This is a genomic window from Methanoculleus chikugoensis (genome assembly GCF_019669965.1).
Lineage (GTDB): Archaea > Halobacteriota > Methanomicrobia > Methanomicrobiales > Methanoculleaceae > Methanoculleus > Methanoculleus chikugoensis.
Map to the genome: position 1 here is coordinate 2,444,348 of NZ_AP019781.1, position 23,054 is coordinate 2,467,401.

General features: G+C 58.7%; 20 protein-coding genes and 1 tRNA gene. 13 read left to right on the forward strand and 8 right to left on the reverse strand.

All coding sequences use genetic code 11. From position 1 onward, the window contains the following. Both MchiMG62_RS12315 and MchiMG62_RS12320 read right to left on the reverse strand, forming a co-directional pair. A complete protein-coding gene (locus tag MchiMG62_RS12315) occupies positions 1–1,260 on the reverse strand; it encodes a chloride channel protein (protein WP_221057211.1) in 1,260 nt (419 codons plus the stop codon). 93 nt (positions 1,261–1,353) lie between these two features. Next, on the reverse strand, positions 1,354–1,890 hold the full coding sequence (locus tag MchiMG62_RS12320; protein ID WP_244987716.1) for a PRC-barrel domain-containing protein: 537 nt from the start codon (positions 1,888–1,890) through the stop codon (positions 1,354–1,356). Positions 1,891–2,031: 141 nt separating this feature from the next. Here MchiMG62_RS12320 and MchiMG62_RS12325 point away from each other — a divergent pair, with 141 nt between their 5' ends. From MchiMG62_RS12325 to MchiMG62_RS12350, 6 genes are all read left to right on the forward strand, one after another. Next, a complete protein-coding gene (locus MchiMG62_RS12325; protein WP_244987717.1) occupies positions 2,032–2,364 on the forward strand; it encodes a hypothetical protein in 333 nt (110 codons plus the stop codon). Positions 2,365–2,470: 106 nt separating this feature from the next. After that, positions 2,471–2,965, forward strand: coding sequence for a hypothetical protein (locus tag MchiMG62_RS12330; protein WP_221057212.1), 495 nt, complete (start codon positions 2,471–2,473; stop codon positions 2,963–2,965). 155 nt (positions 2,966–3,120) lie between these two features. Beyond that, on the forward strand, positions 3,121–3,969 hold the full coding sequence (locus MchiMG62_RS12335; RefSeq protein WP_244987718.1) for a cache domain-containing protein: 849 nt from the start codon (positions 3,121–3,123) through the stop codon (positions 3,967–3,969). Between the two features lie 176 nt (positions 3,970–4,145). Beyond that, the gene (locus MchiMG62_RS12340; protein WP_221057214.1) at positions 4,146–5,408 is read left to right on the forward strand and encodes a hypothetical protein; all 1,263 of its coding nucleotides are present in this window, start codon (positions 4,146–4,148) and stop codon (positions 5,406–5,408) included. Between the two features lie 342 nt (positions 5,409–5,750). Beyond that, positions 5,751–5,888 carry a hypothetical protein gene (locus tag MchiMG62_RS12345; RefSeq protein WP_221057215.1) on the forward strand — a complete coding sequence of 46 codons (138 nt, stop codon included), beginning with the start codon at positions 5,751–5,753 and terminating at the stop codon, positions 5,886–5,888. A gap of 238 nt (positions 5,889–6,126) precedes the next feature. After that, positions 6,127–8,172 carry a M13 family metallopeptidase gene (locus MchiMG62_RS12350; RefSeq protein WP_221057216.1) on the forward strand — a complete coding sequence of 682 codons (2,046 nt, stop codon included), beginning with the start codon at positions 6,127–6,129 and terminating at the stop codon, positions 8,170–8,172. Positions 8,173–8,222: 50 nt separating this feature from the next. On the opposite strand, the gene MchiMG62_RS12355 is transcribed toward MchiMG62_RS12350, so the two are convergent. Beyond that, entirely contained in the window at positions 8,223–8,423 is a 201-nt protein-coding gene (locus MchiMG62_RS12355) for a hypothetical protein (protein ID WP_054847479.1), read from the reverse strand. A 275-nt stretch (positions 8,424–8,698) separates the two neighbouring features. On the opposite strand from MchiMG62_RS12355, the gene MchiMG62_RS12360 reads away from it, so the two are divergent. Next, positions 8,699–9,706: a hypothetical protein gene (locus tag MchiMG62_RS12360; protein WP_221057217.1), complete on the forward strand. Its 1,008-nt coding sequence runs from the start codon at positions 8,699–8,701 to the stop codon at positions 9,704–9,706. A 5-nt stretch (positions 9,707–9,711) separates the two neighbouring features. Next, positions 9,712–12,885: a hypothetical protein gene (locus MchiMG62_RS12365; protein ID WP_244987719.1), complete on the forward strand. Its 3,174-nt coding sequence runs from the start codon at positions 9,712–9,714 to the stop codon at positions 12,883–12,885. Between the two features lie 152 nt (positions 12,886–13,037). Here MchiMG62_RS12365 and MchiMG62_RS12370 read toward each other — a convergent pair whose 3' ends face one another. Beyond that, positions 13,038–13,697, reverse strand: a complete 660-nt coding sequence (locus MchiMG62_RS12370) for a YczE/YyaS/YitT family protein (protein WP_221057219.1) — start codon at positions 13,695–13,697, stop codon at positions 13,038–13,040. A gap of 352 nt (positions 13,698–14,049) precedes the next feature. Between MchiMG62_RS12370 and MchiMG62_RS12375 the strand changes: the two genes are divergently transcribed. After that, complete coding sequence (locus MchiMG62_RS12375) at positions 14,050–14,244, forward strand: hypothetical protein (protein ID WP_221057220.1); 195 nt, start codon at positions 14,050–14,052, stop codon at positions 14,242–14,244. A gap of 281 nt (positions 14,245–14,525) precedes the next feature. Beyond that, the gene (locus MchiMG62_RS12380) at positions 14,526–15,731 is read left to right on the forward strand and encodes a Fic family protein (RefSeq protein ID WP_244987720.1); all 1,206 of its coding nucleotides are present in this window, start codon (positions 14,526–14,528) and stop codon (positions 15,729–15,731) included. Between the two features lie 37 nt (positions 15,732–15,768). Here the strand turns inward: MchiMG62_RS12380 and MchiMG62_RS12385 are convergent, their stop codons facing one another. Further along, a complete protein-coding gene (locus tag MchiMG62_RS12385) occupies positions 15,769–15,912 on the reverse strand; it encodes a hypothetical protein (protein WP_221057222.1) in 144 nt (47 codons plus the stop codon). Between the two features lie 149 nt (positions 15,913–16,061). Next, the gene (locus tag MchiMG62_RS12390) at positions 16,062–16,745 is read right to left on the reverse strand and encodes a M48 family metallopeptidase (protein ID WP_221057223.1); all 684 of its coding nucleotides are present in this window, start codon (positions 16,743–16,745) and stop codon (positions 16,062–16,064) included. Positions 16,746–16,934: 189 nt separating this feature from the next. Between MchiMG62_RS12390 and MchiMG62_RS12395 the strand changes: the two genes are divergently transcribed. The 3 genes from MchiMG62_RS12395 to MchiMG62_RS12405 all read left to right on the forward strand — a co-directional run bounded on the left by MchiMG62_RS12395 (position 16,935) and on the right by MchiMG62_RS12405 (position 18,838). Next, positions 16,935–17,228, forward strand: coding sequence for a hypothetical protein (locus MchiMG62_RS12395; RefSeq protein WP_221057224.1), 294 nt, complete (start codon positions 16,935–16,937; stop codon positions 17,226–17,228). 263 nt (positions 17,229–17,491) lie between these two features. Further along, positions 17,492–17,677: a hypothetical protein gene (locus MchiMG62_RS12400; RefSeq protein ID WP_054847468.1), complete on the forward strand. Its 186-nt coding sequence runs from the start codon at positions 17,492–17,494 to the stop codon at positions 17,675–17,677. Positions 17,678–17,821: 144 nt separating this feature from the next. Further along, the gene (locus MchiMG62_RS12405; RefSeq protein WP_221057225.1) at positions 17,822–18,838 is read left to right on the forward strand and encodes a hypothetical protein; all 1,017 of its coding nucleotides are present in this window, start codon (positions 17,822–17,824) and stop codon (positions 18,836–18,838) included. A 103-nt stretch (positions 18,839–18,941) separates the two neighbouring features. Here the strand turns inward: MchiMG62_RS12405 and MchiMG62_RS12410 are convergent. Both MchiMG62_RS12410 and MchiMG62_RS12415 read right to left on the reverse strand, forming a co-directional pair. Continuing rightward, positions 18,942–19,024 (reverse strand) — tRNA-Leu (locus tag MchiMG62_RS12410). 100 nt (positions 19,025–19,124) lie between these two features. Next, the gene (locus MchiMG62_RS12415; RefSeq protein WP_221057226.1) at positions 19,125–22,979 is read right to left on the reverse strand and encodes a DNA-directed DNA polymerase II large subunit; all 3,855 of its coding nucleotides are present in this window, start codon (positions 22,977–22,979) and stop codon (positions 19,125–19,127) included. Positions 22,980–23,054: the final 75 nt, after the last annotated feature.

Consider the following 23,054-nt stretch of genomic DNA (forward strand, 5'->3'; position numbering starts at 1 on the left):
TTACGCCGGCCGCTCCTTAACGGCGGCAGCGATGACCATGGCGGTGACGGCGGAGATCACGAGGAGGACGACCGTGTACTGGTCGGCCGTCCCTACGACCGCGACCAGGAGGATGGAGGTCAGGGGCGCCCCGAGGGCGAGGGTGAGGGCCGCGGCCTCGATGCAGAGGACGAAGATGCCGACCGGGATGCCGGGGAATACGAGGTGCAGGGCAAGCCCGATCAGCGTCGACGAGAAGATGATGGGAAAGAGGGGGCCGCCGATGTACCCGCTCTTGAACGAGAGCGCGAGCAGGATGATTTTCAGGATCGCTACGCCGAGCAGCATCCCGACCCCGAGCCGGGCCGGGTCGGCGATGATCCCGTGCAACTGGCCCTCCCCGGAGAAGAGCACCTCCGGGACGAAGTAGCCGGCGCACGCGATGACCGCCCCGGCGGCGAGGACGCGGGCGACGACTGCATCTCCGAACACCCTGTCCATGATCGTCTCGACGGTCTGCATGGCGACTCCCGCAAAGACCGCGAGGAGCGAGCCGAGGATGCCCAGGGTGATCGCGTAGAGGATGTAGCCGGGATACAGCCCGCCGATCGGCTCGAACGGGATGCTCCGCGCAAAGGAGGGGAGCCCCAGGAGCAGGTAGAAGAGGTAGCCGACGGTGCCGGCGAGCAGGTTCCAGGTGAGGAACCGGAAGGCGTTTTTGTTTCCGCCGACCTGGAACTCGGTGGCGAACACCCCGGTAAAGAGCACGTTGCCGACGATCCCGTTGAACGCCGATGCCAGGGCGGCGACGTCGAGCCCGAGCGCGGCCCCGGGCGACTCGATCCTGAGCCGGTCGCGGACGTAGGAGGAGACGTAGCCGATGAGAACGGTGATGGTTCCTTCCGGCCCGACACTTGCCCCGGAGAGGAGCGAGAAGAGCGACGAGAGGAGGGCGCCGGGAAACGTCCGGTAATCGGGTTTCTCGCCTCCGCCTTTGAGCGAGTCGGTGAACCCGCCGTGGATGACGGTCGGTGCGTTCAGATACCTGCGGCAGAGGCCGACGAGCAGCGAAAAGAGCAGCACCCCGGCCGGAACCGCCCAGGGGGCGCCGTGCATGAAGCCGCTCTCGGACCAGACGGCGTTGTCGAGCAACCCGTAGAGACCCAGGTAGGCGACCGTGAACGCGATCGCGATCACGGCGATGAGGACAACCTGCCGGAGGGGCGCTGTTCGTTCCCGGCCGCCGGCTCGCGTTCCCGAACTGTCTACAGAGACAGGCATCGCAGGCACGGCATCACCGTTCCGGGCAATCGTGCGGCCGGTTCCAACCGTCCGCCGAAAAAAACAGCCGTTCCCCGGACCTGCTGTCCGGGGTTACCTCCGCCGGGGCCGCGTCTCGACCCGCTCGGTCGTCACGACATCGGGCGGCGGAGTCTCCTCACGCCGCATGGCTTCCGCCTCCTCGCGGGTCGGCGGGGTCATGGTCCCGGCCGACTGGATGAGGCTGTAGTCCGCTTCCCGGGGCCAGTGGTCCTCGTCGAAGCCCGGCAGGTCGTCCAGCCGCTGCTTGTCGATGTTCACGACAAAGTTGTCGTCGCCGGGGCGGTAGATCACGGCTTCCGGCGGGATGGCGAACCTCTTTGCCGCCATGCCGAGCACGCCGCCGTACCTGAGCACCAGGTACTGCACCTTGCCCTCGGGGAACCCGATCCGCATATCCGAGATCTCCCCGAGGTCGTCTCCCTGCGGGTTGATCACGTTTTTGTCCAGGATGTCGTCGGCCGACATGAACCACTCCTCGCCGGCCGTCCGCGTCCTGCGTTCGAGAATTACCTCCGATCTCTCCTGCATCTCCTTCATCTCCATCGCCCCCGTATCCAGGGGGACACGCCCCACACCGGGGGCGTGCACTGAGTGCCGGGAGTCCTTAAAATGATTTGCACACCGCGACCGGGAGGCAGCCCGACCTCCGGGGAGGGGTGCCCCCTGCCGGAATAGGCGCCGGATTGCCGCCTTTACTCCGGAATAAGCCTCATCCTGGGCCTGAGTGAAATGGATGAAGTTATTACGGGGTGCGACAATCCCCTCTTCATGGGGCCTACTGTCAAACTGGATCTCACCACGATCCTCCAGGCAACAGGCGAGTTGCAGCACTTTCTGGACCTGGGCGCTGCCCGCCTGCGAGCGGAAGGGACGTTGCCGGAAGAGGCATCCGAGGAGTTGATATTTTCCATGGCCGACGAACTCGAGGAACACCTGCAGACGATGCGCGACCGGCAGGGGTCCGCGAGCATCGGCGATCTCCGGGTCTGGACCCGGGCCTGGATCGACGATCGGCAGGAGAGTCTCGCCCGGAATCCGTCGCGGGGCGGAGATCGGGGATGACCGGCCGGCGAGTATCCCCGGAAGGCGGGCGGTGCCCGGCGGCTTCGCCGGGGCTGCTCCCGGAGAGACCCCACGATTTATCAGCACGCGCACCCATGCGCACCCGATGCCTCACTTCGACCTCTTCTTCAAGACCGAAGATCTGCGGCGGAGGCTTGAGCCGCACCTGAACCTCATCCTGCCATTCTTCGAGTTCACCGTCCGGACGGGCACCCCGGAGGTCCGCTACTTCGACCAGAAGGACCCAATGTGGAAGGAGTTCCCGTTCCCGGTCCCTGACGGAACCGTCTACGTCTTCGACGACGAGATCCCCGCCCGGGCGCTCGGGGGTGGGATGCAGAACCGGGCGAGCATCCGGGTCACACGCGAAGACACGGACGACGAAGCGCTCGTCCTCCGCATCTGGCACGAGATCCTGCACGCGATCGGGCAGCCGGCGGACGATATGGCCAGGCGGACCGGTGAATGGCAGAGTGTCTCCGAACGGCTCGTGTGGGCGGCATGGCAGTCGCTCTCCCGACCGCTCGACGTGCCGTTCTGGCACCGGAAGTTTTATGCCTGGCTGACGGAGCGGGCGGCGAGCGGGGTGGGGGGAAGGTAGAATTGCGGGCAGGAACGGAGCCCCTGCGGCCATCGGGGACTACACCTGCCGCAAATAATATCAGCAGGCGAAACTGATCTGAGAGAATGAGATCTCTCGCGATTTCATTCACTGTCCTGCTTGCTCTCGGCCTGTCTCTGATCTCAGCCGGTTGCATGCAGAGCGATTCCAGTACCGCTGTCCCGACACCGGAGAGCACTACCGTACCGCAGGCACAGTATACCTCGAATGAGACGCTCGTCGCCTTCGTCGAGAGTGCGGTTGCCTATGTGCAAGAAAACGGCAAGAAGACCGCCCTTGCCGAGTTTAACGACCCGAACGGAGCGTTTGTCCGGGGTGAACTCTATATCTACGCGTATGACTTCAACGGCACCACCCTCGCCCACCCGGTCAACCCGGAAAAGGTCGGTGTCAACCGCCTGAATGAGACCGAGGGGGGTGTTGGGACGTTCCTCCGGGAGATGAACGATGCTGTCAGGAACGGGGACGGTTTCGGTCGGATTGCCTACATCAACCCCACGCGTGGCCGGACGCTTGAGTCGAAACTGGCGTACGGGGTGCAGGTGGACGAGGACTGGTGGCTTGGCTCCGGGATCTACACGGGGTCCGCCGATCTGCCCGCGGCAGCAAACCCGACGATCCGGGCCGATTACCCTGCGATGGTCGGCGTCTGGAGAGCGGACGACGGCACCGTGTACTTCCTGAACGACACGATCGACAAGATGCCCGCCGGAGAGAACAGATGGGTGGTCACCGCGCAGGACGACCGGGTCATCAGCGGGTTCAAGATATTCTCCCTGCCGGACGGAACGGTGGAGAACCAGACGTTTGTAGGCATATTTAACCCGGACGGAGAGACCATCTCGTTCATCGACCGGCCGGGAGAATGGGCGACGGGATCCCTGGCCGATCAGAACACCCTCTTCATCGCCTGGACGAACCCGGGCGATGATACGGCAACGATGGCGGGCTCCCTGATCCTGCATCGGGATATCACAGCGTGAACGACCCCTCCGCTTGCGCAGAGGGTCTTCCCGCGCGTGCCGCCGCCGGGCCATGCGCGGACACATTTCTCCCCTTTTTGATGCGGGCCGGATGATCGGGGACATCCTCGCCTTCGATCCGGAATCTCCCCGTCACACCCGCATTTTTATGAATAACCCCGGAGAAATTATGATCGATGAAACTGCCGTACGGGAGCCGGTCCGGGAAGGGTAGCGGGGCAGGAGTCCCGGCGATCTCACCGGGCGAGTTCTCGCAGAGACTTGCGTCCACCCGGATCGAGGCGGAGAAGATCCTCAATGCGGCAGAGAACGACCTCGCAACCCTCACCGGGATGAAGTGGAGTCTTGAGTACACGTCGCCCATCCTCGGAGCGGCGATCCTGATCAACCTGGGGCTCCTGTTCACATACACCGGGGAGTATTACCTCTACTGGATCATGGCGTCCTTCATATTCCTGATGATAAACCCCTTCCTCCTTCTCCTCCCGACCGATACGGGGGATCTGAAGTCCTACGTCCGGTATTTCAACGATCTCAGGAATCGTGAGAGAACGGGCTTCGAGGAGATCATCTCGTGGGAGAGTCTCGAAAAGGGCGCCGCCGTTCCTGCCGAGGCGATAGAGGCAGTCAAACGGCTCACGCAGCAGAGGAGATCCCTCTATGAACTCGGGTGGAACCTCTTCTTCATCAACTGCCAGCCGCTCGCCCCGGGCTTTCTCGTGCTCTTCGCCCTCTCCTCGGTGTTCGCACTTGCAGGCTGGCTCGTGAACGGCGAGTTCGAGACGTACTCCGCCGTGATCGTCGTCATCCAGTCCGCCGCAATCATCGTCTTCTACGTCGCGATCGTGTATGTGCAGCCGTACTCGCGGGGCTTTTTTGCAGGGATACTCGGTATGCAGTCCCGCATCAAAGCACGGTATAACGAGGCCTGGACCCAGGGGTTGAAGTATGCGCTCACCGCCGCCGTCGTGACGACCGTTGCCGGCCTCATCTCCATCGCGGCGATCGTCCTCCCCGGGGTGACCTACAACAGTTTCATCTCGGCCGAGGCCGATATCGAGCTCGGGGCCGGCATGTTCGCCCTCATCTTTCTGACGCAGATGATCGTCGTGCGGCACCTGCAGGGTGGTTACAGCCGCACACTCGTCGAATCCCTCCTGTCATCCAGGATCGAGACGATCCGCGAGGAGGTGCTTCCGGCCGTCGAAGACCTCGTCCCGGCGTCGCTCGGCGATGGGGTGACTCCCCGGATGGCGGAAGACCTCGAGAGGATAACCCTCGATCTCGCCCGGTACCGGGCGCTCAAGATCGACTACGCGTCGCTCTTCGACTATTTCCCCGTCTGTATGGTGACGCCTGACGTCGGTGCCATCATGCATTTCGCCGGGACGGTGGATGGCGGCCGCGGAAGAACCCCGACCGACAGGGCGACAGCGTAGTCGGGTTGTCCGGGCACGAAGTCCGTGGGTGCCTACGGGGTTCCCGGCAGTTCTCCGTCCGGTAATTCGGGAGCCGACCGGTCCTCATCAGCGTCCGCGATGCCGTCCCGCCATAACCGGCTCCGCTGTTTGAGCGAACCATATCCGCCCGTTTCTGTATTGCCTTCCGGCAGGATCCGGGAGAGAGCCCAACGTTTCGCTCGCTCGCGTGCATCCGGCCCTTATTCCTGGAACCACCGCGTGAGATGGATAGAAAGGGGAAACCTGCTCGAACGATGCGAGGATATGTATATGAAGGAAAACGATGAATAGAACCAGTCAAAGAAGAAACTGGGTACCTGTATGCCGACGAGCAAGAAACAGATGGAGAAACTGAACCGGGCAAAGAAGGCCAAGGCAGAAGAACTCGCGCAGCAGGCGGCCGGGGGCAGCGAAGCCGCCAAGAAGAAACTCAAGAAACTCCAGAAGAAGATCAAGTGATCTTCACGGGATAGCCACTTTTTTATCGCTTTATATGGGTTAATTGAGAGAATAGATCCCTCTCAGCCGCAGAATGCCCGGTCGAGACCGCCATCGCTCTCGAAGGGGGCCGAGGGAATACTCCAGGAAACGGCCGGGAGGAAGCGCGGCGGGGCTGCGGCTTGATTGCCCCGAGTCCTGAACGACGGACGTTGCGGCGGATCACAACCCTTATTCCCGCAAAAAGAACACCCTCCATGTGAAACACGTCCTTCTGACCGTTCTCCTTATCGCCGTTCTCGCCTGCGCGGGGTGCTCCGCCCCGGCCGGGACGGCGACCCCCGATCCCGTATCGCAGTCACCCGAGAGTGAGTTCGCCCTCAATGAATCCGTCCATCCGGGCGACGACTTCTATGCATACGTGAACGATGCATGGATGGCGGGGCACCCTATCCCGGCCGATAAGCAGTATTACGCGACGTTCACCGAGATGCGGGACCGGGTGGATAATGACCTCCATGCCCTCTTCCTGAACGCTTCGGCCGTCCCGGCCGGGGATGCGGACCGGAACATCACCCTCATCGGTCGGTTCTACCTGTCGGGGGTGGATAACGGGACGATCGATCGGGAAGGGCTCTCCGGGATCTCCGATCTCCTTCTAGCGATCGATGGGATCGATTCCCGTGCCGATCTGACCGCGACCACGATCGTTCTTCTGGAGCAGGGCTTTTCCCCGGCGTACTACTACTGGGCCGGGGTTAACCCCGAGGACAGCACCGAGGTTGTCCCGGCCCTTTACCAGGGCGGGCTCGGGCTGCCGGACCGGGACTACTACCTCCGAAACGACATCGGGAGCGTGGAACTCCAGGATGCCTACCGGGAGCACATAGCCCGGGTGCTGATGCTGGCAGGAGAGACCGCCGGGCGGGCCGCCACCGACGCAGAGACCGTCTATGCGATGGAAAAGGCCCTTGCGGCGGCCCATCTCGGTGCGGAGGAGAACCGCGACCCGCAGAAGACCACGAACATTTACACGCTTGCCGAACTGGAAGAAGAGTTCCCGGCGATCGGGTGGGGGACCCTTGCCGCCATCCCGGGCTCCGGGCCGGTCGGCGAGGTACACGTCTACCAGCCGGGCTACGTGGAGGGACTCGACTCCCTGCTCGCGACCGCTCCGCTCAAAGACTGGAAGGTCTACCTGCGCTACCGGCTGATCGACCAGGCGTCTCCCTACCTTGGGGCGTCGTTCGAGGAGGAGCACTTCGCCTTCTACAAGACGACGCTCTACGGTGTCCCGGAGATGAAGCCCCGGTGGCAGCGTGTCGTCAATACGGAGAGCGAACTCCTCGGCGACCTGGTGGGCCGGGCGTACGTCGACCGGTACGTCGACCCCCGGACCCGGGATATGGTATCGGGGATGGTCGCTGCCATCCGCGAGACCTTCGACGAACGGATAGCGGACCTCGCCTGGATGAGCGAGCCCACGAAGGCCGCGGCCCACGAGAAACTTGCTGCCATGGGGGAGAAGATCGCGTATCCCGACCAATGGACGGACTACTCCGGGCTGAACCTCTCGGACTCGTACGTGGCAAACGTCCGTGCCGCAAAGGCCCACTCCTTCATCCACGGTCCCGAAGGGCTTGAGAAGGTCGGCGGCCCGGTCGACCGGAGCATCTGGTTCGTCCCCCCGCAGACGGTGAACGCCTTCTACGACCCGACCGGAAACGAGATGGTCTTCCCCGCGGCCGTCCTCCAGCCGCCGCTATTCGACCCCGATGCGGATCCCGCCTTCAACTACGCGGCGCTCGGCTGGGTGATCGGGCACGAGATGACGCACGGCTTCGACGACCAGGGAAGGCAGTACGATAAAGACGGGAACCTGAAGGACTGGTGGACGGAGGAGGACGCCGCGAACTTCAACGACCGGACGGCCCTGCTCGTCGCCGAGTACAACGCTTTCGAGGCGCTTCCCGGCCTTTACGTCAACGGGAACCTCACCCTCGGGGAGAACATCGCCGACTTCGGCGGCCTGACCATAGCCTACCACGCCTGGAAGAAGGCGGAGAACGGGTCGGCCGATCCGGCAGCGGACCGGCGGTTCTTCCTCGCGGCCCCAATCATCTGGAGGGCGAACGACCGGGAGGATTCGCTCCGGAACCTGGTGCTGACCGACCCCCATTCCCCGGAGAAGTTCCGGGTGAACGGCGCCCTCTTCAACATCCCGGAGTTCTACGACGCTTTCCCGGAGATCCAGCCCGGCGACGTCCTCTACCGGGACGCCGAGGTGAGGCCCGTCATCTGGTGACGGGCGTTATCATACACCTTTTTTCATCTCCCGAACCGCCCGATCATGATTCAGAGGAGTCCGGGCGCTCGCCGGCGATCAATCTCCGGCAGGATGTATCCGCAGTAGACCAGGTACAGCAGGAGAACCGAGAAAAGTGCGAGCGATGTTTCCAGGAACTCCATTGCTATACCAAAGAGAAGGAACATCCCGACTGCTATCGCTATCAGCCGGGCTGCAACAGTAAGATTGTTTCCACCCTTTCCGGCCATACGGCCCCTCACAAAGAGTAAAAAAGCCCGGCGGCCGGATTAATCTTCTGAAACATATCCCGCGGCAGAACGGGGAGGCGCGCCCGGGTTCCGACCCGGGCAAGGTCTCCATCCTCGCGCCCGACCGAAACATTTAGGATATATTAAATAGGGTCACGGCGATGACATGATATTTACCTTTCAGAAATATCCCGGATTCTACCGCACCATGGAATCTGAAGGATACTAATTGGATAATCCCGGAACAGGCGAGTTTCCAGGAGTGTCGGTTAATAATGGCAGACGGCGACAAGGTGAACGATATTTTTGGCAGGGCCGGGGAGATTGCATCCGGCGCTGCTGATAAGGCAACCGTGATGATCGACTCTGCAGCGGCCAGGGTCTCAGCGGGTGTCACGGAGATGCGCGAGGAGTCCAGAGCATCTCCCCGTATAGACGACGGCAACTATGCACGGGACGGCGACGCTCACGCAGCTGCGGAGGCGGGCGAGCACGTCCTCTCCGGTGAACTCTCCGTCTCCGACACGGCAGACGATGCAGCGGCGGAGATTGCGGTCAACCATTCTGCAGGCGGGGTCGTGAAAGGATGCGTGCAGAAGAGGATCGACGGCTTCAAGAGCGGTCTAACGAATAAGAAACTCCTGATCACCGCGGGAGTCATGGCCCTGGTCTGGTTTGCCCTGACCATCCTCCCGGCCCTGGGATTCAACCCGGCGGCGGTCCAGTCCCTCTCCTTCCTGACCTTCGCGCGGGGCGGGCTCTCCGGCGGGGTGCCCGGGTTCATCGGCGGCCTCATCGGGAAGGGCCTGATCGCCTACTTCGTGACGCTACTCATCGTCGGCGGGATCTCCGGCGAGAGCATCGTCGCAAGCATCCGGTCTTTTGCCGCACAGTTCTCCGGGAAACGGTGGGATATCACATCGATCGCCCCTCTTCTCATCGGCGGCGGCGCGGCCCTCTTCGTCTACAATTTCCTTGCGGGAACATCGTCGATCATGAACTGCATGGTGGGGATCGTGGCGTTCCTCATCGCGGCCCGTGCTCTGGCGAACCGGGCGGGCTGCGTGCGGCAGGTCGTTGCCGCAGCCTTTGCAAAAGAGGGCAGGGTCGACTCCGGGCTGGTCACGAAGGTGATGATGGGGTGGGCAGGAGGGTTTGCTCTCGGGGTCGTCCTCTCCGTCTTCGGGGGGTACACCTGTTACATCGCCGGGTTCAGCCTCCTCGTGGCCGGCGTCGTCCTCATGGTCACCGTTCAGAAGCAGGCAGGGGGTGTCCCGGCATGAGGCCGATGGCGAGACTGCTGCTTGTCCTCCTTGCAGCCTCACTCCTCTCCGGAACCGCGGCTGCAAGCTACTCGCTCACCGATACCAACAGTTACGACTACAAACTGGCGAGCAAGTACATCCACAGCATGGAAGACGAGGGGTTCGTCGTCGAGATGCCGGTCGGCGTCTACAAGAAAGGGACGGACGAACTCCTTGCGACCGAGAACACGCTGCTGATCATCGGCAACCTCGGGAAGGTAGATCCCGAGGCGGAACGGCTTGTCCTGACCGAGATTCCGACAGATGTCTACAGTTACACCTACCAGGGCGACGCAGGCGGCGGCGAGATCAGGCAGATTACGGGAAAAGTCACCGCCGGTCGCTACATATTCACCGAGTTCGGCCTCACCACGAAGTACAAGACGGTGGGCGAGTATGCCGGCTACTTACAGACCGTTCTCGAAGAATCGGTCAAGAGTTCCAGTGCTGAGATCGAGTACGTGGATACGACCATAAACGGACACCGCGTCGTCGGCGTGCGCGAGTTGACGGACGATCTCAACTGGGCGGCCGGCGGCAACGTCGCGGACAACCACCTGGAGAACACGTTCACCTACTACGTGATCCGTGAGGACTTCTACCCGGCGGGCTCAGGGCTTACCTACATCAGGATACGCGGTCATGTCGGTCTCGAGCATGACAATGGCAGGAGTTTGACGTATGATCCGTATCCCTCGGAGAGCCAGGTGGGTACGGCACGCTCCGAGATGAGGAAGGCGTACGAGGATGCGAACAAGGTCGTGGACTCGATTATCGCCGATGCGGCGAATGCAAAGGGAACGCTCATCGTCGGGAACTACGATGAGGTCTTCGGCGGCTACGGCGGCGGCATCTTCTCCATCGATACCCCGGGCGGGGGCGCCGGTGAGAGCGATTACGGCATACCGCTTGCGGTTATAACCGGGATCGGTGCCGCGGGAGCCGCGGTTGCGGGCGCTGCAGCGGCGGCCGGTGGCGGCAAAGGCGGCAGCGAGACGGAGCGCACCAGCACCTACCGGATGCGGATCCGCAAGGACTTTGAGGATTACATCGTCTGCGGGAAGAGTCCCGAGACTATATACGCCCAGATGATCGAGATCACCGCGGAAGGCGAGACGATTGAGCGGGACGACCTCACCGCGACGCTCTCGATAACCTCCGGCGGCGGCCTCCGGGTCGAGGATCCGACGTTCACCGGCGGCTACATGGGAGCGTTCGTATCTGCGGACGAGAACGAACTCGCGGAGGAAGGCATCGTCAGGGTGGCCTACTCTGGAAAGGGCGGGTCGTTCACGAACAACATCCACTTCCGGATCATCGGCGAGCCGAGAGTCACGTTCCCCGAGCAGGGGAAGGCCATGGACCTGCGGCTGAACGTCCTCTACGGCGACGGCAAGACCTACGACGTCGAGGTCGAACTCGTCGACTTCATCGAGCCGCCGAAGGAGGTCACGATCACCCAACTCGACGAGGCGCCGTTCACGAGCTCGTTAGAGAAGATCGACGAGACGCACTACGTCGCAAAGATCGTCAACACGAGCGCGCTCCCGGAGAAGGGAGCCCCGGTGACGAGATACGGCGCCCGGGTCATCGCCACCTGCGAGGATGACGTGGTCGTCGAGGAGGCGTTCACGGTGATCTTCTACCCCGAGGGCATCAGCGTCACCGACGTCGTCTACGACGACGAGGGGCACGCCCGGTTTGCGGCCTACGACGATCTCGACACGGAAGAGGACGATGTTGCAGCGACCGGCTTTGTCGTGAACCTCGCCGTCAGGGTGACCGAGAACGGAAAGGAAGTTGTGAAACTCCTGGACGGGACGGAGTACACGCCCGAGTTCGGCGAGCTCAAGGGAACCGACCAGAGGACGGAGGTCCTTGCCTCGAGGTTCAAGTACACCATCGAGAAGAAGCCGGACAACACCAACAAGGCCTACAAGTTCACCCCCGCCCAGCAGATCGGCGAGGACGAGCAGAACCCCTACTACCTGAAGCTCCCGATCACCTGCGAGTACGGCGACGAGACCTACGAACTCGATCTCCCCGTCCGCCTCATCGGCGACAAACTCGGGGTGCGCAAGGACCGCGAAACCGAACTCGCCCTCTTAAAGAAGAGGATCCAGAAGTTCGGCATCAACCCCGACACCGCCCGGTTCCTGCGGGAGAACGTGCAGAACTTCACTGCCGCCGAGCTCCGCCTGATGAGCAAGAAGATCGTCTACGACTCGATCGTCTACTACACCCAGGAGTCGGCGGACTTCATGGAGACCGCCGAGACCATGGACGACTGGATAACCTTCCTCTCCGTCGTGAAGTGGTTCGGCGACCAGGCGTTCTCCTACCTTATGACCATTTACACGGGGCCTGCGGGAGAGGCGATCCTCACCCCCACAAAGGAGCTTACGGTCGAACTGATCGGCGAGCTCTCGGCCGACCTCTTCATGGGCAACGGGGTGAACTGGGACGAGATCAAGGTCGGTGTGCACATCTCCGAGATGATCGAGAACTACACCAAGTCGTGCTTCGAGGATATCGGCAAAGCGAACCCGAAGAAACTCGCCCAGGTGATCGCGGGGCTCTGCGTCTTCAACCTGGTGCGCCACTACACCTTCGATCTCGACGAGAACGGGAAACGCAGCCTGTACAACGCAATCATCTCGTCGTTCTCCGACATATCTCTCGAGTTCTTCTCGAACAAGTTCGGCGATTTCCTCAAGGGCAAGGTCAACGACCCGAAATCGGGCCTCTCCAAGCTCCTGAACTCGTCGGCGGCTAAAATGCTCGAGGATATGATGCCCGAGGGCAAACTCGCGGTTCCGGGCGTGAACACCCTCACGGAAGACGTAGCGGTAGGCCCCATCCTCCAGAAGTACGTCGAGGGGCTGTTCGGCTTCGGTGCGTCCTACGTGACGGAGGAGTTTGGAAAGGCGGCCGCCGAGACCCTCTATGTGAAGGTGACGGTGGATGTCCCCGGTTCGGAGCGGGAGCTCGACTGGTATGTCGTCATAGACCCGATTAAAGCGGCCGACAAACTCCTGGATTACATCTTCACGTCGCTCTACGAGAAGTTCCCGTTCCCGACCGCGGAGCCCGGAGAAGCCTCCGAAATGCGCGACCCGCTCTACATGGATCCGAAGACCAACCAGCGGATCGGATAATCTTCTTTTTTTGAGTGGTTGCCCGGTCCCCGGCGGATCCGGCTGCGCGGCAGTATATTGGCCGGATGTTTGAGAAGATCCGGAATCTTCGATTTTGAGATGCTGGCGGCGAGTTGGTGAAAAAGATGGCATGTCGTGGAGTTGGGGCCGGTCTAATTCTTCCCCTGGTTTGCATCCTTTCCAACATTGAAATAGACGAAGATGGTGCTGATTGCGGTTATTATGTAGCCTACCAGCAAGGTGGAGATGATCGTTCCTTCCCCGAGGCCTTCCAATGTTCCGATGGAAAAATATGAGATTAGCCCCGCGGTGCAGCAGAGCGTCGTATCAAACACAATCTTTGTGGGGCCGAATCTTTTCCCGATTTTATCGGCAATCACCTTCACAACCGCATCGCCGGGGTAGACGAACGTTTTTGAGGATATCTCAAGGTATACTCCCAGGGCTAAAACGACGCAGCCGGCTAATAGCGTGACGATTCTTGCGGCATAGAAGGCGGGATCCACAAAGGAGAGCAGGTGCATCCCGAAATCGATAGAGGCGCCCAGGAGCACGCCCACGAAGATCTGCAGAACCTGTATCTTCGGAAAGTCCTTCCCCAGTATCAGAATCTCGATGAGCAGGAAGAAGACCCCCAGCAGGAATGCGAATGTTCCGAAGGAGATAGGGAATATCAGGCACAGGACGTAGGGGATGCTTGAGATCGGCGATGTCCCGAGATATGATTTCGTAATGAGGCTGATTCCAAGGCCCATGAAAAACAGCCCGGCGGTCAGGAGAGCATATTTTTTAATTAACGTCGTATCTGTCATGGTCTGAGGTACTATTAATGGGGTTTTGTCGACGATATACCCCGTAGTTATACCGGAAAAGCCGATGAGGGATGGAGTAACTCCTTTCTTCGTAGCACGGGTGCGGCCTGAACCTACCCCGGCGACTGCATCGTCCTCCCGGTGGCGAGACGGCCGGCGAAGGTATCCCCGCTCCCGGTGTGCCGGGGACGTTCCCGGCCGGGAGCGGTTCTTCAAGCCCGGAGAGGTGGTTTTCCGGGCAGGGAGCGGGGGCCTCCCGTGCGATCTTCGCTCTCTGGAGGTCGGAGACAATTGCTGGAGGCAGCACACCTCCGTCAACGAACAACTCTTCGATGGCGGCTATACGGCACTCATGGATCTTCTCGACGTACCCGGCACTAAACAGAAGCGATTTGCAGGCGTGGAACAGGAGTATGCCTTGACAATGGTCCACTTGAAATCCGATTCGAGGAGGGAGTCCGTCGCCGAATCGAGATCTCTTCTCGCTTCGGTTAACTCCTTCTCGACCATCGCCCTCCTTGCGGGCCGTTTGACCACACCTAGTTGAGGAATCGGGCTCCTTGAGCCGGCTCCCCGAAAGATCGCCCCCGACCTCAGGAGGAGCGCCAGCACGGATCGGGAAGAGGGCATTACTGTATGAGATCATCCCGGATGCTCCGGGGCAACCTCTCGCCTCGTTTATAATATCTATCAAAATGTAACAAACTGATAGATAATGATAATAAGGATCGAAGCAATAGATGAAATTTAACCATGAAACGCCCTCGCACTCCCAAATACTCTCCGGCAGATGTAAAAAGGGCCTGGGAGTATGCGGATACCAGAGATGTGATCGGCGCGGTCTTCAACTACAACAAATGGTACCTGCACTGGGAAGAGCTCAAACGGCGCGATCTTCCGGTAGACCCCCTCTACGTCTGGATACTGATGAAGACCTTCAGAGAGAGGGATATGAAATATGTCTCGTTCGACGATCTTCAGCTGAAATATAACCTTCTGGACAATTTCCTCGAAAAACTTCATTTTCTTGACAAGTCGGCAGCGGGAAGCATTTCATCCGGCCTCGATTCGCTGCCCCACGAACGGAATCAGTTCATCATCAACTCCCTGATGGAAGAGGCGATTGCATCGAGCCAGATCGAGGGAGCCGCAGTCACCAGGACAATTGCGAAAAAGATGCTCCGTGAAAAAAGGAAGCCTGCCACGAAAGACGAGAGGATGATCCTGAATAACTACATCGCGATGAAGAGGATCACTCAGATAAAAGACGAAGAACTGACCCCGGAGCTGATTCTGGAGACCCACAAGACCATCACCAGGGATACGCTCGAAGACCCGAACGATGAAGGTAGGTTCAGGGACAATAACGAGATCAGGGTTTTTGATTTCAGAGGCAATGTCCTGCACACACCTCCCGATTTCGCGTCGATCGAAGGACTCATCGGGGAACTCTGCGCCTTTGCAAACAACGACGACGGGCAGTTCATCCATCCGGTGATCAAAGGCATCATCCTGCACTTTTTGATGGGATACATCCATCCGTTCAATGACGGGAACGGTCGGACTGCACGGAGTATCTTTTACTGGTACATGCTCCGGAAGGACTACTGGCTGTTCGAATACATGGCGGTATCCAGAGCGATAAAAGATACGGAGGGGCAATATAAACTCGCATACCTCTACACCGAGAGCGACGAAAACGACCTCACGTATTTCATCCGCTACAGTCTCGCGGCAGTAAAGACCGCGGTCGACAATATCCAGAAGTACATCGAGAAGAAGCAGAAAGAGAGCAAACAGACAGTAACCATCCTCCAGAAGAACGAAGGATTGAGCCTTCGCCAGGCAGAGATCGTCAAATCCCTCATCAAACACCCGGATAAGCCGATCACGATCAAGGAGATCGTCGAGACATACCATGTGGCATATGGAACGGCGAGAAACGATCTCTTCCGCCTCGAAGAATTGGGGTACCTGGCGAAGCGGAAGTCGGGCAAGGAGTACATCTTCATATTCAGGGGTTTGAAAGAGTGAACTCCTGATGTCGTTCAGATATCTATGGTAATCGGAGTTACTCCTGCTCGGCCAGCCGAACCGCTATCCGCATCATCTCACGCCCGCGTTGCGGCAGCTCTTCGTGGCCTTCCATGTACCGGTGAAAGCGTAGCGCATCTTCTCCGGTCAGTTCCAGCCCAAGTTTCAGCGGCTTCGTCATGGTTCTAACGCCTCCTCACGGGACAGTCATAATATAGTCAATGGGTCATTCGTCTGTTTGAAAAATACCGTGCTTCACCCGCTGCCAACATGCCTGCTGTTAGTTTTCGGGCATATATGTTTTGAGTCGGCATAAAAGACACCACTTTCTCATGCATTCTGGTTATTATCTGCTTTCTGGATAATCCTATGGGCAAATTCCAAATGTTCTATACGTTCCTTGAGGAACGGATGGGTGAAACCAAAGAAATAAACGACAATGTATTCTATCCCAGATAAAACGGCCTTAATTAGATTGGGGCGACCGTCTTCGGTTCTAATGTGATTATACATCTTGAAAAGTGCATTCTCCAATCCTTGTGCGTTTCCAATGTGCATAACAGCATCTCTGTCCGCAATTATTTCGAGATTCAACTTTATCCAATTAATTACTCTCATCCCAAAGATGAACGCTATCAATGTTACAATGGTCATTAGACCATAAACAAGGGACGTTGGGTTAAGGGAAAACTGCATCCAAAAATACATCATAGGGATAAAAAACACCATAAGAACAGTCATTATTGTACTGCTATCCCGGTTATACAAATGACTGAATTCGTGAGCGATTACAGCATCTAATTCATCTTGATTAAGCGTTTCGAGCAGTTTTCGGGTAATAATTATGCGGCTACCGAATAGGGATATGGCAAAAGCGTTAAATCCACGTTTTGGAATAGATACACGAATATTTTTGAAACCATACTTTTCCATCATTCTCTCAATTATTGGATACAAAACGGGATTACTGTCTTTTTCAATCCCCCTAATTTGAATAGTATCATTGCTTGCCATTGCTGAGAAGTAATCGACATTTGTATATATACATTCCTTTTGCGCAGCGAAAGTGAATTCGGATGCTTCATAAAATTGCACTCATTAATGGCACCGAGGAGAATTATAACGGCCTGTATGTGGTATTCCATTTCACGGTGAGTAATCCAACTGTGCTCAATTGGTTCAAACTCTGAATGAAGGGAAAGAATGGAAAAGATGGATCAAGCCGTTCAATTTCTATCTTTTAAAGTCCAGACCGAGAACGGTGTGCCGATCAAGCCGATATCGCCGTTCTCCAGAGACCCGCGGACCATCGTTCATCGGGAGTTCATCGATTATCAGTCCAGGGAGGTGAAGCGAGGGTCGCACTACTTCAAGCCGCTTAGCCAGATCATTCTCGAATACGCCAACCATCCAGAATCCAAGTTTGCGGGGAAAATCGACCTGCTTGAGAGGCGCACTTTGTGGTCGCTGATATCGTTCACATCGGGAAGGAGGTGAACAACATCGATGATCAGGCGCAGGATATCCGGAAGGCGCAGATGTTCAAGGACAAGAATACCGAATGTCAAAAGATCCTCGCCATCCAGCAATGTGATGCAGAAAAAGTAGGGTTGATCGAAAGACCTTCCAACGAATCAAAGCACGGATACAGAAGAGTGGGACGATCAACATCAAGACTAGGGCGGTTAGGCAGCTCTTGACGATGTGCTGAAAATGGGATGTTATAGGGGTTTATGGAGGGCAATGATCTACCTTAGTGCATGGATAAAGATTATTTTGCGGATCTTCGAAAGGAACTCCTTCTTCATGATTTTATGATATCTATTCTCCAAGATGAGCAGAACAAACGAAGAGAGGAATTAAATGAACTTGAATGCAAAATGAAGGAAATAGAGAAAATCTTCGGAGAATTAAAGCAACGTGCTAAGGTTAATAAAACGAAATAACAGAATTTTCAAGCGCGGTAGAACTTATCATCAGACCCTGTTAACTCTTGATATGCTAAAAAAATAGATTTTTTTCAGATCCTTAATATATCAAGAGGTTTCAAATGGAAATACTGTGAATCAATGTCTTTAGAAGATATTTGCGTGAGTGTTGATGAGGAAGTTCAGCATGTTGAGGCGGGACGTCCGCATTTGGTAATATTGGGGGCAGGTGCTAGCAGGGCAGCATTTCCAAATGGAGAGGCCGCAGGAAAAAAAATTCCCCTAATGGAGGATTTTGTTGACTTAGTTCCAATAAAATCACTTCTTGAAACAAATGGGATTAGTCATCAAGGTCTCAATTTTGAAGAGATTTACAGTAATCTTTCAACAGATCCATCAATGAAATCTGTTTGCAATGAATTACAAACAATAATTTATGGTTATTTCTCTACATTATCGCTTCCACAAAACCCCACGCTCTATGATCATTTGATCTTATCATTGCGTGACAAAGATGTAATTGCAACATTCAATTGGGATCCATTTCTAATTCAAGCCTATCGTAGGAATCACAAGACGGTTAAGTCTCTTCCAAAAATCGTATTTCTTCATGGAAATGTACTTAGTGGATATTGTAGGCGCGATAATATTCATGGAACTAAAAATGGTCGTTGCGCAAAATGTGGCCAACCCTATACGCCATCGCAACTTCTCTACCCCATTAAAACGAAGGATTATAATTCCGATCCGGAAATTTCCAGTCAATGGGAATTTCTTAAAGACGTATTGAAACATGCTCTAGTTGTCACTATCTTTGGGTATGGAGCACCCGCTTCTGATGCTGCGGCCATCGATATTTTATCTCAAGCATGGGGGAAACCTAAAGTTCGCGAATTTGAACAAATTGAGATTATCGATATCAAAAATGACGAAACCTTACGGAATAATTGGGCGCGATTTATCCACACCCATCATTATGAAACGCATAACGATTTTTATGAATCATGGATTGCAAATCATCCCCGCCGCACAATTGAGGCATTTAGTAATGAAAAATATGCTGCAAGATTTATTGAACCTCATCCAATCCCAAAGGATGTTTCCTTCACCGAGTTATGGAGTTGGTATAGTCCACTTATTGAAGCAGAAAAACGTGCTAATGATTTAAAGGGTTCTTAGTAACTTGTCAAAACTGTGCAGCACAGTCGAAGCCATTGCTATTAAGTGAAACAGTCTTACAAGAGTGGCATTTTTTCGAGATAACGATAACCCAAAGTTAGGATGCGAGTGGCAGGATTCGAACCTGCGAACTCCTTCGAGAATCGATCTTGAGTCGATCACCTTTGGCCGCTCGGTAACACTCGCGCCTGTACCTCTTGAACCTCAAAAGTAATGAGCTTGCTGGCGGCCGGCCCCGCCGGACGAAGACCGATCCCCGGACGGCCTCCGGCGCCCTCCAGCCCCTCTACATGAAATCCGCGAGCCCGAGCTGCTTCTCCGGGGGCTCGCCGAAGGTCGACTCGATCTGCATGAAGAGCACCTCCACCCGCTGCTTCGTGTACTCCGTTATCGCGTAGGTCGCGCAGATGTTGCGCGACATCTCCAGGTACTTCTTCACCGAGCCCTCGTGGACGGTCGGAATGACGTTGCTGCCGCAGCGGGTGCACTTCCCCGCAAGTGGCATCCGCCGGTACTTCGCGTTGCACTTCGTGCACCGGACCTTCTGCTTTGAGAACGCGTTCAGGTTCCCCTGGAGGTCGCGGATGAAATGGGTGTTCAAAACCCTCTCCGCGACGTCGTCTTCGTCCACCGCCCGGATCCTCTTCGCGAGGTCGAGCTCCGCATCGAGTTTGTCGAGCATCGACCCGAGTTTCGTGTAGGTCGACTCGAGCGGCCCCGCCGAGATGTTCGAGGTCGGGTGGGTGAAGGAGAACCCCTCGACCTGCGCCGGGGTGCCGAGCCGCCGCTCCACCCGGTCGACGTATTTGTCGAGATCCTTCGGGTGGGCGTAGGCGAGACAGCCGTTGTAGACCTCGATCGGGTAGTGGTCGCAGACGTCGACGTTGTGACTCTCCTTGTCGACCTCCGCCGGGTCGATCCGGGTCGTCAGGACGAGCGGAGCGTCCATCGTCCCGCCCCGGGTCTCGGGGAGGTAGGCGCGGGAGAAGTTGATCAGCCCGTCGAGGAGGAGCATCACGCAGTCCTCGTCGCCGTCGCACTGCCCGCAGAAGATCCCGTTCGCGACCAGGGTGTGGTTGTCGGCGACCGTCAGGCAGTAGACCCGGTCGTCGAGCGCCTGCACCGTCTCGCGGGAGACGATCTCGTCCGCCACGACGAGCCCGCCCTCCTCCACCGGGACGCGGGCGCCGATCGCGACCTCGAGCGCCCGGATCTTCCGGAGGTAGTCCGTGTCCCAGACCAGCATCGCGTGATCGGGCGTCACTGTGAGGACCTTCCCCCGCCCTGTTACGAACCGGACGAGGTGCGCCGGGGCGCGGTGGACGGAGACGGACGTCACTTTCTTCAGGCTCGTCTTCCCCTGCGGGTCGATGCTCCGGACGTAGAACGGCTGCCGGGGATCCGAATAGAACGTTCCCACGTGGTCGATCCCCGGCTTCGAGAGATCGAAGTTCTCCGTCACGAACTGCCGGATCGGCATCGTCGTCCACCGCCGCCCGTCGGAGACGGCGATCTCCGTATCGCCTGCAAAACAGTTCCGCCGTTTCGCCGCGTGGAAGAACGGGTGGCCGTAGCCGACCGGCGCCTTCGAGAACCCGAGCAGTCGGACGAGAACCCCGGCGCTCGTGTGCGGGGCAAGCCCCATCAGGAGCTGACCGACGAGGTCGAGGGGTTTCTCCGCATTATAGAAGGGTTCGAGCCCGTAGACCCGCACCAGAAGGTCGTCGACGAACTTCGCCACCCGGACGAGCCACTCGCCGCAGTCCTCCGAGACCAGGATGTCCTGGTGGCGAAGCTCCAGCACCTGGTCGTCCGAGACGAGTTCCCGGCCGTAGGTGTCGTGGGTGTAGCCGAGTTCCCGGAGCCGCTCGATCGGAACACCGACCTCATCCGGCCGGAAATGGGTCAGGGGAAGGTCGATCATGTCGTAGCGGACGGTGCCGTCCTTGAAGACATAAAGGTTCTGCAGCGCCCGGAGGATCCCCTTCTCGATCGGTTCCACCGGCCGTTCGCGCGAGATCAGGCCCTTCACGCCCTTTAAGAGCGCGACCGAGGACTCGCGCACCCCGAGCCGCTCCATCGCCGCCAGGTACTCGCTCTTGACGTTGATCGTGACCTTCTGGAGGCAGACCGTCGGCACGTTGCACCGGGGGCAGACCTCCTGCCCGACGTCCTTGCTGCACTTTGGGCACCGGAAGACCGGGTTCGTGTGCGCCCCGCACTCGCAGAGGTTCTTGTAGGTGAAGGCGCCGCAGGCGGGGCACTGCCGCTCCCCGACCTCCGCCTCGATGATTCCACCGTCGGTGTTCGACCGCGGCTTTGAGGCGCAGGCCGCCTGGAACGACCGGCGGGCGCCGCCCTCGTCGCCTATCGGAAAGAGCGAATGGGGCGGCGGGCGCATCTCCCGCGGCTTCGACTTCCCCGGCCGCCCCATTCGGCCGCCGATACGGGTTCCCGCCCGCGAGCGCACCCGGAAGCCCGAGAGGTGCATCACGAGGTCGAGCGAGTTCTCCATCGGCGCGTCCTGCCACGCCGGCCGCTTTTCAAGCTGCAGCGTCAGGCCGAGGCAGGCGAGGAACACCAGGTGCTCGGGAATCGCCAGCCGATCCCCCGAGAGGTGGTGGGGCACCAGGAGTTCCTCGAGGATCGCCTTCGCCTCCGGGGTGTTCGGGATCATCAGCATCCCGTCCTCGATCGTCCCGGCGGTGCCGACCGCATCCGCAAGGCGGGCGATATCGGCCGGGGGGACGTCGTCCCACATATAGGTGTAGTCGGGGTGAAGCGGTGCGCCGTCGAGCGCGAACTCGATCGCCTCGAGCTCGTTCTCCGGGTGGCGGGTACCGCCCTCGAGCATCCACCACTCCTCGCAGTAGGCCGGCGGCATCAGCGGGTGGTTGTTCTCCATGAACTCCCCGAAACTGACCAGCATCTCGCCGACGTCCAGGATCTCGTCCACCTGCCCCGCGAGCCGCCGGGCCTCCGCCGCGTCGTCCACCCGGCGCACCTCCCCGCTCCGGAGCTTGACCGTCGGCCCCTGGATCGAGTCCACCGGCACGATCCCCGCCGCCTTCCCCGGCCGCTCGACCTTCATCTGCGTCCCGACCGCAAGGAAGTCCCCGAGGATGTGCAGCGTCGCGGGATTCAGGCCCGCGGCCGCAAACCCGGTGTTCCTTGACCGGCCGAGGCGCAGCCGGAATCCGCCCTTCCGCATCGGGTAGGAAAAGACCGGCCGGCCGCCGATCAGGTCGCGGATGTACTTGTCTTTCGGCTTGATCGCGGCGCTTGCGTCGTCGTCGCTCTTCGGGCCGCCGCTGATCAGCTCCTCGATCCAGTCCCAGCCCTGCATCTTCATCTTGCGGACGTTTTTAAGGACTTTCGGGGCTTTCAGCGCCATTCCTTCCGCGACGACCAGCGCCATCCCGCCCCGGACGGTGTTCGTCTCCACCCGCTCCAGGTTCCGGTAGCCGCTCACCTCCTGCTGCTCCGTCGGTTCGCCGTCGATGCAGACCGGGCAGTTCTCGATGATCATCCGGAGCTCCTTCTCGCTCGGGAGGTACTGGAGACTCATGATGTTGTTGTACTGTCGGATCTCCTCGATGTAGCGCTCCACTTCCTCGGTCCGGGGGATATAGCGGTTGATCCCGAGCGCCTGGCGGACATAGTCGCCCACCAGCACCGAGAGCGCCTGCGCCGTCCCGCCCGCGCTCCGGATGGGGCCCGCGTAGTAGATCTTCAGGTAGTCCGTCCCGTCGTCGTTCTTCCCGAGACTGACCTTCCCGATCCCCTCCGTCGGGGCGGCCACCACTCCTTCAGTCAGGAGCGCCATCGCTGCCCGGATGGCGTGGTCGAGGATCTCCTCCTGCGTGGTCTCGCCGAACTTTCGGGCCACAAAATCGTCGCCGATGCGGAGCGCCGCCTCTTCACGGGACATCTCCTGCTCGAGTTCCCGTATCCGGGCCGCGATCCCTTTGTAGCCGAGAAGCGCCTCAACACGGTCGGCGAGGTCGCTTGCCACCGGGATCTCGATCTCCGTTCTCGGATCGAGCCCCCGGGCGCGTGCGGCGGCGGCGAGTTGCATCGCGGCCTCGAGCCCTGATTCGATCTCGTCGAAGTACCGGGCGATAGCAGGCGAGACCTCCATACATGAAGTATGGGCCCTTCACGCATTTAGAGCAGTCGTTCGGGTTCGCCGGCCCGGTTCCGGCAGGCTGCAAAA